Below are 12,210 nucleotides of genomic sequence, written 5' to 3' on the forward strand. Positions count from 1 at the left end.
AAAGCAATAAAATCTAATAATGGTGAGTCCGTCGGCACTCACCACCATTTTCAACTCAAAAATTCCCGAATTACCAATGGGATAGCCGTTGATTGTAGTGGCTAATAATTTGTGCTGCTACTTCAGAAGCTGTTAAACCATCAGTTTGTAATTCAATCGCATCAGCCGCTTTTTGCAAGGGGGAAACCTTGCGAGTGCTGTCTTTCAAGTCCCGTTCAGCAATGTCCCGTTCTAGCTGTTCTAAACTAACTGCGGGTTGGTCTTGCTTTTGAAAGTCTTGCTGACGACGACGCGCTCTTTCACCCACAGAGGCGGTTAAGAAGATTTTAATTTCCGCATCTGGGAAAACATGAGTGCCAATGTCCCGACCTTCCGCCACTAAACCGCCACGTTGTCCCCAGCTTTGCTGTTGTTGAACCAATGCTTGACGCACAGTGCTTTGAGCAGCGATCGCTGATACTTGAGAAGTGACTTCAAGTGTGCGAATTTTCTGAGTGACATCAATGTCATTAATCTGGACTCTGACGGGAGATTGCAGGCTTTGACTGGGAGTCAGTTCAATTTTACACCCAGCAACTAATTCAGCAACAGCACAATCATCATCAATGGCAATCCCCTGTTCCAGCACTAGCCAAGTAATCGCCCGGTACATAGCGCCCGTATCTAAATAGACTAAACCTAATTGATGTGCCACTTGGCGAGCGACGGTAGATTTACCAGCACCAGCCGGACCATCAATAGCAATGATTGGTTGGCGTAGTCCGTCGTTGCCATCGCGCAAAATCGTATTGTCAATTAACCGTGTAGAACCAAGACGAGCAGCGATCGCCAACATTCCTTCATCCTCAACTTTTTCTAAAAACATCAACGTATTCGGTTCAACCAATTCAATATATTCCAAGCTGATATTGCTAACTTTTGCGATTTCTTGCCGCGCTAATGCTATGAGTTCACCACTGTCACGAACGCCAGCCCGAAACGCCGCCTCAGCTTGCCGTAAACCTTTAAATAACACCGTTGCTTGCTCTTTTTCTGTAGCCGTCAAATATTGATTACGAGAACTTAAAGCCAAGCCGGACAATTCCCGCACTGTAGGACAAGCAACAATTTCTACTGGCAAATTTAAATCAGCCACTAACCGTTTAATAATTGCTAGTTGTTGACCATCCTTTTGTCCAAAGTAAGCTCGGTCAGGTTGTACCAAATTAAAAAGCTTGGTAACAATCGTTGCCACACCTTGAAAATGACCCGGCCGAAAATTACCACACAAACTATATATCATATCAGATGGCGGGATCACTTGTGTCACCTGAGTTGCTGCTATATTCTTCCCAGGGACACCAATTTCCTCCGGAGTTGGGGCAAAAATCACATCAACTCCCGCCTGTTCACAAAATTGTCGGTCTTGCTCTAGAGTGCGGGGATAGCGTTGATAGTCCTCATTTGGTCCAAATTGCAGGGGATTGACAAAAATACTGACAATCACCGTCGAATTTTCCTGTTTAGCCCGTTCAATTAAACTTAAATGACCTTGATGTAAACCCCCCATAGTTGGCACTAAACCAACTGCTGTGGGAGACCAACTGGTTTGTTCATCAAGTCCGAGATCCTCTGGTAGCCTAAGATGGCTTGGCCAGCGACGGCGATTTAAATAGCAGCGTAAGGCTACAACTGTTGTCAGCACAAGCACAAAATACCCCTAGTTCCAATAATCCTTTCCCCCGTTAGTGTATATCTGATAGCGCGGCGTGGCGCAAAGGATAATTGGGGGATAGGAGGGACGAACCAGGGGAATTTAATAGTGAAGAGCGAAAAGAGAGTAGGAATGAGGAAACGGGTTATTTTCCTAAAACCTCAAGACTGACTGGAGCAATGCCACTGCCGATCATGCCTAATAGCCGGGCAGCACCAGCCGAAAGGTCAACAATTCGACCCCGGATGTAGGGACCTCTATCATTGATTCGCACGACGACAGAGCGACCATTCCGGGTGTTAGTGACACGGATTTTTGTCCCCATGGGTAAACTCCGGTGAGCCGCAGTTAATCCTTCGGGATTATATCTTTCACCACTGGCGGTTTTATTGCCAGAGCCATCATATCCGTACCAAGAGGCTATCCCTTGAAAACTGAGATTGATATTTCTAAAGGCAATCTTTTGCGGTAGACTGGCTCTGGAGACTGATCTATCTACTGGTAAGTTGGCAATTGCTTGAATAGGAGATGCGTTACCTATAAGTCGCCGCAGTCTATTAGTTGCTTGTAAGGCATCTTGGGCAAGATTTTTGGTACTATCTGCTAATATTGTGACTTTATTGACTTCTACCAGTTCTTGACCGTCAATAGTAATGGTGTAGCGATCTGCCGACGGTTGTTGAACGATGAAGCCTGGCTTTTGGGCTTTATTGTTAATTGTGGAGTTATCTCCTGTTTTCCAACTGACGGTAATCTTGCTTGCGTCTACATTTTTTTCGATCAGTTCATTGATTCTAGCGGCTATAACACTAGCTTTTTGAACTGGATCATTGTCAATAGACCTAACTTTTTTGTTAAAATTGACTACATTCCCAGTATTGCTAAAACTGGTAACTTTGGCGGAGTTGGTAGCAGTCCGCGGGTAAGAATTTAAATTCTCGCCATTGCCGATTACTCCAACTTTTGTTTTGCTGTTAGTAACTGGGTTAGAACCCAAAAAGGTGAGAACAGGAATATCCCGAATATAAAGAGTTGCTGCTTGTAAGCCGCGAATACTGTGAGGATGAATTCTGGTAATCACAGGATTGGAAATGGGGCTTTCTGTCTGGGATTGGTACTCTCCTACTTTGACTGCATCATTCGCAGATGATGCTTGGCTAGTTGGGGAAATTCCCGCAATGGTTTGAGTTCGACCAACTGAGGGTAGACCCAAAACAGCTAGAAATACGGCAACTGTAGTCCACAAATGTCTTTGATTCATGCGTCCGATTTTAAAGCGACTATAGAACTTAAGTTTTATTTAGCTAGTACATCACGGCGTAAATAAAGCAACCATATTCAATCGCCAAAAAGCTTACTGTATATTAGTTTTGACTTTTGACTTTTGACTTTTGACTTCCGCCCTGCGGTACTAGGGTTTTTCACTTGATGAATAGTGATCCCCTTTGGAAACTCGAACCCGTTCCGCTTTCACTTTGCGTTTTGTAACTCGAATACATTAGCATGAATTTTTGGGCTTGGGGATCAGGGTTTTAGCGGAAGTCTGAAAGAAATACTTAAATTTACGGTTGAGTTTGAGCTTGTAAACCGTGTTCAAGTCAGGATTTTGGCTATGTAACGTTTTTTTGGAAAATTTCCAGATTTTCTTAGGGAAACTTCATGTTGGCTGATCACATAATTCAACGGTTACTCCCTAACATTTATCCTCAGTAGTTGTAAATTATTAAGTATTGAAAAATGATCAAGTCAATTTGCGTTTAGATAAAATTTTACTTTCAATAATTTGATTGTTAGAAGCTAAAATTAGCGCAAAAACAATCTCTCTAAAGATTTTATTTGCAAAATACTTTGGTTGTTTCGCTCAAGGATGATAGTTTTTTATCTAGATTTTGAATAAGTAAATACTATTAAGTATTTAACTTTATAAGTTTTAATTACTACAATAATTACTCAAGCAATAAAAGTGATTTATCTCCAGTAAGTATTTATTCTTATCCTGAGATAAATAATTAATGAGACAGTGAAAAGAGTGGTAAGCGCGTATATATGAGTATTTTAGGTATAAGAAAATACCCTATAGTAGCTTTTACCGTAATAACCCCAGCAATCAATTTTGTATCAATCAATCAGCCCCATCTTTAAGCCAGAAAATCCAGAAATATTACCACCAGCACTTTTAGACATTCTCAAAGAATTGCATTCCCAGTTTGACACTCCCCGGTCTAAAGACACGGGAATTCTACATTCATCGTCAGAATTTGCTCTAGTTGCCGTACGGGCGAAGCATTCGCGCTGTTGAGTTGTCGGTTGGTCGCATAATTTTTATAAGCGAATGCTTCGCCCCTACCTTTAACTTTTTTGTAAATCCGTCTTTGAGAATGTTTGATTGATTTTTCAGCCTTTCTGGTAAAACTGAGGGTTGGGTTCATGATGTCCATTGGAATCTGTGTAAAATGACTCTATACCGACATCTAACCCGATTTCTTCACCTGTTTTTGGTTGAATATCTACAACATCAATGCTCACACAAAACTGTGCATAATAGCCATCTGCACGCCGGATTAAACGCACTCGTTTAATATCTTTAAGTTCGTAGGATTGAATATCCCATTTACCTAATAATTTGAGTTCACCACCTCCTATTCTTTGCTCCTTTTTCTTAAAATATACCCAGATACCTTACAGCAGATTTCGCTCTCATGAGGTACAAACTTGAATTATGAAACTCTTGTAGTGCGGGCATACTATGGCTAACGCCACGCTGCGCTATCGACAAGCTCAGTACAAGTCTTGCCCGCTAGATATGTACCTCATAACACCGGAAAGTGCTGTATTTCTCAATTTACAATTTCTGCAATAATTCCTGAGTTAACTGCATAAATGCCTTAGAACCGACTGTATTCGGACTTAGTAAGGAAACTGGCATAAAACTATCAACAGCTTTGGCAACATTAACATCAACTGGTATTTGGGCTTTACAGATTTTATCTACTCCAAAATCTTCAACAACTCGGTGCATTACCTGTTTATAATATCTGCCATTCAGGAGATTGGCATTAGACATACTAAAGACTATTCCCAACATTTTAATATCTATTTTAGCTTCGTGTTCATGACTTTCTTTTAATTGGGCAATACGTCTTTCTAAAAGTTGAATTCCGACTACAGATAAGGGTTCTGGTCTAGCTGGAAGAATATAGAAATCACTAGTGGCTAAAGCACTTCGAGTCAAGAGATTATAACCGGGAGCGCAATCTAAAAGAATAAAATCATATTCATCCCGGATAGGTTCTAAAATATCTCTAATTAAGACCCTTTCAAAGCGATTCCAGATGGTTTCAAAATCCTGTTCTCCTAACGCTACTGATTGATTATGCAGCATTTCTGAAACCACAAATTCATCATATAAGTCTATATCTCCCGGTAATAAATTTAATTCGGTCAGGTTACAAACTTGAGGTTGAATGATGTCCCCAATGGTAAATTTTGCCTCTGGTTCAGGGTTGATAATTTGATCTAGTAAATATCTAAATGTCTTTCTTTGTTTGCGACGTTTGGCAAAATCAACAGGTGACATTAAACTCAGTGTGGCACTGATTTGACTATCTAAATCTAAAACAAGTACCTTTTTTCCGTGATTTTTGGCTAAACAGGTGGCTATATTCACGGTAATGGTGGTTTTACCAACTCCACCTTTCATGTTTGCGGTTGCAATTACATATCCCATTTTAATTCCCCTACTGACGCTTTCCCAATGATGTAGCGTTCATATTATCTAATAGATTTTAACTTTGGTTATGTTATTTAGATCCCCGACTTCTTAGAGAAGTCGGGGATCTTTTTTTTAAGGTAGTTGAATAGTTTGTGCTAATAAGCTTTGAAGACGTTGTCCGTGCGAACCACCTTGGTAAACTAAATCACCTTTGCCTAATAAATAGGCTGCTGTTGTTTCTTTTCCACCCAGAATAATACATGAATCTGCTTGGCTGGAGGTACGTAGGGCGACTCGTCCAGGTAGGTTAGAACGGATAATTGGGGTGACAATACTGGCTTCTGGGCGTTGTGTGGAAATAATTAGATGAATGCCGGCGGCTCTTGCCATTGCGCCTAAACGTTTGATACTTTGTTCTAATATGGTGCGAATTTCTTTTTCTGCCATAAAATCGGCATATTCATCAAATATACAGACAATACGTGGCAAAGCTGGGGAAGAACGTTGATTATAGGTGGTTAAATCTGCACATTTAGCTTTTTCAAATTTTTGATAACGAGATTCCATTTCTGCAACTAGTTCCTGCATTAATTCTACGGCGCGATCGCTATCTTTGACAACTGGTGCATATAACCATGACATTTGTTCAAATTCGGGAAATGTTACCCGCTTGGGGTCAACTAAGGCAATTTTGAGATGTTGGGGAGAATGACGATAGATTAAACTGAGAAGTAAGGATCTCAAAAATTCACTTTTTCCGCTTCCTGTTGTTCCTCCCACCAAAAAATGACAAGTATTCGGATCTGATAAATCAGCCTCTAATAACTTCCCATCAATACCCACTCCAATAGCAATTTTTACGGGTGCTGTTGGGGGTAAAAACTGCTTTTGAATATAATCTTCAAATTTGGCAATTTGTCTATCTTGACGCGGCAAATCAATACTTACATAACCAGCTTGGGGAGCAATTAAAGGCGGATATTCTAACCCTAATTGTACTTGTAAATCAGCGGATAATCTGAGAATTGAAGGAACTTTCACACCTAAATGTGGTTTAATTTTCACCCGAATAAATGCCGGACTTACATCAGCACCATAATAATCTACATTAACCTTAAAAGATTCTAGAATTGCCACTAAAGATGCGCCAATTTCATCAGCATTAATAAATGTATCTTTCTGACTTTTAAAAGTATCTAAAAAACCTCTCTCCAAACCTCTCTCCTGCAAGGAGAGAGGCTTTGAATTCTCCCCCTTCCCTGGTAGGGAAGGGGGTTGGGGGGTTAGGTTTCGTGTTGGGTTTTCCAAATAATGTGAAGAGTCAGATGTATCTTCTCGTTTTTTGGAAGGTGCTATAAAATCAGGATTGTCATTATCTGGAATAACTTGATTTGGCGGTGAATCAGATTCAACATTAAAAAAAGTTTGACATTTTTGTTGTTGGGGACAAATTTCACATAAATAAGGTTCAGTTGTCATTGGTGGTGGGTTAGGATTGGGAGATTCCCAACTCAACCATTGCTGCATTTGTAATAATTTATAGGGAATTAATTGATGAACCGTATTTTCTAACTGTTCCCAAGAATATTTGTACTCTTTAAATTCTGGTAAAACACAATAAACAGCAGAATCAACAGGTGCTTTTTTCTGCTTCCACAACATATAACTATAAAGAGAAACTTGCGCTAATTGTGCTGCTGAATCTACAGGTTGATAGGTTTTAAATTCTACCATACAAAGGCGTTTAAGTTCAAAATTAAAAACCAGACAATCAAACTCACCTCTAATTAATTGTTTTGTCCCATTGGGTAAATCAAAGTAATATTCTAAATTGTGTTCTCCAGAAATAAAAGTATTAGAAATAACCGTTTCTGCACTGCAATAACGACGATTAATTACTAACAATTCAGTAAACTTTTTAATTAATCCTTGTAAACCTTGCCAAACTTGTAGCAGTAGAGAGGCTTTACTCGCGTCTTTTGCAATTGCATTTTGTAAATAGGGAAAGAACTTAATTTTATAGAATAGTTGTTGAATTTCCAACGTAATTACATCTACATTTAATTGTGTTGCAGATGGATTTAATAAAGTTTTAAATCTGGGTTCAATTAGCAGTAAATTAATAAAATTATCCGCTAGTTGGTGAAAGACATTACCAATACCAGTAATGGTATCTTTAGGAGAGAATATTGCTTTACAATTAAAATTATGATTTAGATAAAATAGTCGCGGACATTCAAAAGCTAATCTAACTTTCGTCGGAGTTAAAGAGGAATTTTCAGATTTATTATTTACCATATTAAATACACGACTGATAACATCAGGATTGGATATTTCCAGTAAGCGATAATGAACAGCAGCTAAATAAACTGTATCCATTGCTGCATAGTTTAACTGTTTTTGAGTCAGGGGACGTTTTCCCCAATCACTGCTTCCTTCTTCTGCGTCTACATTAGAAAAATGGCAGAGTTCAGCAGCTAGAGTTTTTAGTTTTAAGTTGGTAGTTTGTAAAACTCCTTTGGTGATTTTTCTCGCTATTTTGAAGGTACAAGTGACATTTTGCGCTAGTTCTTTTCCTAGATATTTTAAATCAAAACCAGCATTATGAAAAACTTTTTCAATTTGGGAATTAATCATGATTTGGTTAATGAAATATACAGCCAAATCAGGTTTATCTAAAACATCAAAAATGTAAGCAGATTCACCATTTAAATCTGTATAATCAGCCAATACCTGAATTAGTGCTAATTTTGGTTTATCAGTATACCAATCAGCAATTTCCGTATCTATCCATAGGGTTTTAGATAGGGACAGTTGGGAAATTTGCTTGTAAATTTCAGAAGCTTCTGTCAAGTAGTGCATTGGCTGATCATTTTATAAAAAACAAGTGAATTTAAGCAATTAAACAAATTAATCGATCTGGTAATTTAGCTTTTGGGTTCATAATCTTAACTTTCTTTTCTTGACATAATAGATCAATTAAATATTGAATATCAGTTTCTTTCACATCAGGAAATTGACTAACTGCTTGTGAAATTAAAGTAGGTACTCCCATAAATGCTTGAGTTTTGACTAGATTTAATAAGAAATCTTTAACAGGTCTTAAATCTTTTCTGCCATTTCCAGTTGTACTTGGTGGTTTATCTGGTTTAGAAACAATACCTAAATCTTGCAATAAAGTACATTTATGTAAAATCTCAGCTTCATTAATTAAAGTTTCTAATCTTTGTAAATTAATCGTTTTTCCACCAATTACTAACTCTTGAGATTTGGCAGAATTTACCAAACTTTGATATGTTGCCAAGTAGTGAATAGAAGACAGACTTGGTTTAATATGAACATGATTAGTATTCGTAAAAATCTGTCTATAGAGTTGATTTCCTGCCAGATTTGGTTTTCCTAAATCTCCAGCACGAATTAAGTGCATAGTTTGACAGAGATTTTTTTGAATGGCTATTTGACAAGCATTCATTACATGATAAAAACTAGTCATATTTGAGTCTTCTGTCCAAACTATACCCAATTTTTCCCGCTTGGTAGGATGTTGATAACTCAAGGAATAACTAGCATACTTTCCGCTTAAAAGTTTAGTCTTAACCCCCTGCATTTTTAAACTAGATATAGACTGTTGCAACATCTGAATTAAATCAGGTGATGATAACAAAGAAATCTTGGTAATTTTCCCCTGACTTTTTGTATATTCGTGCTGCCATAATAATTCAAATTCTGCTTGAATTGTATCTTGATTATCTTGATGTCGTGGTGGAACAATAATTATAGGTTTAGGAATAGTTTTTTCATCGGGTGTTGTCACCTTTATTTGTATTGTAACTGGTTCGGGCTTTGGTTTTTCATCTAATAATGAACCTTTATATTTTTGATATTCTTCACGACCTAGAGTTAGTGCATTTCTAGGCATAGTTTTACCACCAGGATAGGTTTTCTCTAAAATTTGCCGATTTAGGGGAAAAATAGGAGATTCAGGTCTAGGATTTGCTAGTTGATGTAATGGCTGAAGTTGATAAGCCCAAAGTGCTTCTGCCTGTTCTATAGTAATAGGTTTTAACTGAATTGTTTTATGTATTCCGGCTTTATCGGCTGGGAGAATTCGATCAAAATGCCGTTTTAATGTATTTGTAATAACGCTGATAATCACCAAGAAATTTTTTAAATTATCCCCATGAATTGTGGTATTGACATTAAAAAAAGGTTGTATATCCAGAAAACCTTCTGGTAACTGGGGCATAGTATCTAAATTGTCAAAACATAAAACAATCGGTTGAGTTTGTGTAGAAATTCTGCCAAAGTTGGCTAAGATATTTTTTGCAGCATCTTCTGTATCAATGCAAGTTTTGACCTTGATTTCTTTCATGGAATCTTCATTTAAGTCATCACCACGCAGCCATTCACAAGCTAAATCATATAATTCTGGATTTGCGAGATCATGTAGCACTCCAAAAAACATATCAGGGTTATAAATACCTGCTTTTTTATAACTATCCTTGAGGTGTTTGATAAATTTCTGCCGATTACTTTGTAATGCTTCCCAAAAATTATCATTAAATATTCGTTGCTTTATATCACTTCTTGTAAATGCCGTTAAACTTTTTAGCCACAACATTAACTGTGATTCTTTTTCACCTTCGGGAACTTGAATTAAACTATCAACAGTGTGACGTAAAATATGCCGCCAGATATTACCACTATCAGCCCAGTTGCAGAGAATATAAGCAAAAAATGCTTTCGGGTTAAGAGTACGTTTAAGCCGACCTAATAAATAACTTTTGCCAGAACCAGACTCACCAGCTAATAAAACTGTACGGCTACGATGATCTTTACCTACTAAATCAAGTAAACCTTCAATTTCTATGATTGCGTTTTCATGAATTGACTCAACCATGAGTTTTGAATCTTGTTCTTCAGCCCAAAAATTAGTGGGCTTTAAATTGATCACGTCAAAAGGGTTGACCTCGCGTTTAATAATGTCTTTAATGTCTGTCATAGATATGGGTGAGTGAGAGGAGGAAGTAATGAAAAAATGAAAAATATCGGGAATACTGTTAATTAACTATGAGAAAAAACAGTTGTCCACCAATATTTTGAGGAATTCCCGCGTCAATTTGTTCTGGTGTATAAGCACTGACTTCTTGTAGGGTACTAAAATCAATTTTGTCACTTTTTTGTAATCTATACAAAGCCTGATCTAAATCATCTCGTAATAAAGGCGGTTGTAACTTTTGCCGTAAATGGAAAATTGGTAAATAATTCTCTGTACCCAATTCCTGATCTAATTTCTTGATAGTCTCTAAAATTTCTTCATCACTGATATTGCTAGTAATATCAGAATATGATTCTACATGATCAGGAGTAGAAACTTGTTCTGACTTCAACCGCAAATTCTTCCGTAAAAACCGCACATAATTACCCAGCAAATTAAAGTCTATATTTGCTTTTCCTTCGGGATTATATTCATCCCGCAAAACCTCAATTCCTCTTTCCGTTAACCAAACTTCTGCTTTAAGTCTTTTCATCTTGATTTCAATAGCAATCAAACCCCGTTCACTCAAGGTTTTTAAGATTGCGTCCCGTTCATCTGATTTTAGCGATGAAACTTTGATTTCACTGGGGGCTATTTTTCCAGAACTCTTACCTATCTTCTCCAGTACCTTGAGTTCTTTATCATCAATAGGTAATTGTGCCGAGTCGAGTTTCAGTAGTGCTTGACCAGGAGGTAAAATCTTGACTGTGGCAATTTCGCGGGAATAGTCTACATATTCCAGTTCCCCCAAATCTCGACAAATTTTGTTTTTCTCACTTTTAAAACTATCAAAAGTGCTGGAACTCAAGCCAGTACGATAATTCGGACATCCCAACAGTTTTAAGATGAACTTTAACTCTTTCGTTTCCATACGGTTAGTCTTGCTGTATTCGATACTTGACTACTTTAGCGCGAATCACAAAAAAATAACACACAGTTTCTATATTAACTCTAATAAGAGCCAATACTGCTCCGCAGTTGACGCAAAATCATCTAAAATCAAGTTATCTTCTTTGCTAAACAAATTAATTGGGACTCTAAAGGTGCTTTAGGATCAATAATCCTTAGTTTCTTTTGCCAACATAATTGTTGAATTAAAGCTTCTATCTTAGATTCACTTAATTCAGGAAAACAATAGTTAGTTTTTTGGATAATAATTTGTGTATTTAAGCAAATCTGACTCTTAACTAAATAAAAAATGTAATTATTATATTCTTTAAATTGTTGATTGGCATTTTCTTGATCATCTGAATCATAATTACTAACAACTAATCCTAACTTTTCTAATAAACCACAATTGTTCAAAATCTTGGATTTATACATCAAATATCGTAAATCTTTTAAATCAATCACTTTACCAGCAATTACTAAATTTCCTTCACAAGCACGTTTAACCAAACTATTATATGTAGCTAAATAATGAATAGATTTTAAATCAGAGATAATATGAGAGTGGGAAAAATTCATAAAAATTTCCTCATAAATTTTATACCCCTTATCATTTTTGCTTCCTAATGATTCTGCACGAATTAAAGATAACTTTAACGACGGATTTTTTTCTAGAGTTTTTCTACAAGCTTCCATTACATGAAAAAAACTGGTAAGATTGGGATCTTCCATCCAGATAATACCTAACATTTCCGAGTTATCTGTTAAATGATAACCTAAGGAATAACTAGAATATTTAGTTCTCACAAATAATGGATAAATAATTTGATCTACTTGTAATACTATCAGAATTTCCTCCAAAATCCTTATTAATTCTGC

General features: G+C 37.0%; 6 protein-coding genes and 2 pseudogenes. All 8 read right to left on the minus strand.

Annotated elements, in window-relative coordinates; all coding sequences use genetic code 11:
- Positions 1-70 precede the first annotated feature (70 nt).
- Positions 71-1,690 carry a bifunctional pantoate--beta-alanine ligase/(d)CMP kinase gene (locus FJR08_RS04430; protein WP_168632290.1) on the minus strand — a complete coding sequence of 540 codons (1,620 nt, stop codon included), beginning with the start codon at positions 1,688-1,690 and terminating at the stop codon, positions 71-73.
- A gap of 148 nt (positions 1,691-1,838) precedes the next feature.
- Positions 1,839-2,954 carry a septal ring lytic transglycosylase RlpA family protein gene (locus tag FJR08_RS04435; RefSeq protein WP_168632292.1) on the minus strand — a complete coding sequence of 372 codons (1,116 nt, stop codon included), beginning with the start codon at positions 2,952-2,954 and terminating at the stop codon, positions 1,839-1,841.
- Positions 2,955-3,993: 1,039 nt separating this feature from the next.
- Positions 3,994-4,333 (minus strand): annotated as a pseudogene (locus FJR08_RS04440) (transposase); the annotation flags it as partial.
- A gap of 202 nt (positions 4,334-4,535) precedes the next feature.
- Positions 4,536-5,420: a ParA family protein gene (locus FJR08_RS04445; RefSeq protein WP_168632293.1), complete on the minus strand. Its 885-nt coding sequence runs from the start codon at positions 5,418-5,420 to the stop codon at positions 4,536-4,538.
- A 117-nt stretch (positions 5,421-5,537) separates the two neighbouring features.
- Positions 5,538-8,267: a DNA translocase FtsK gene (locus tag FJR08_RS04450; protein WP_168632295.1), complete on the minus strand. Its 2,730-nt coding sequence runs from the start codon at positions 8,265-8,267 to the stop codon at positions 5,538-5,540.
- A gap of 31 nt (positions 8,268-8,298) precedes the next feature.
- Positions 8,299-10,407, minus strand: coding sequence for an ATP-binding protein (locus tag FJR08_RS04455; protein ID WP_168632297.1), 2,109 nt, complete (start codon positions 10,405-10,407; stop codon positions 8,299-8,301).
- Between the two features lie 58 nt (positions 10,408-10,465).
- Positions 10,466-11,314, minus strand: a complete 849-nt coding sequence (locus tag FJR08_RS04460) for a transcription factor RcaD (RefSeq protein ID WP_168632299.1) — start codon at positions 11,312-11,314, stop codon at positions 10,466-10,468.
- A gap of 128 nt (positions 11,315-11,442) precedes the next feature.
- Positions 11,443-12,210 (minus strand): annotated as a pseudogene (locus FJR08_RS04465) (ATP-binding protein); the annotation flags it as partial.

The organism is Dolichospermum sp. UHCC 0260, assembly GCF_009711985.1.
GTDB classification, from domain to species: Bacteria; Cyanobacteriota; Cyanobacteriia; order Cyanobacteriales; family Nostocaceae; genus Dolichospermum; species Dolichospermum lemmermannii.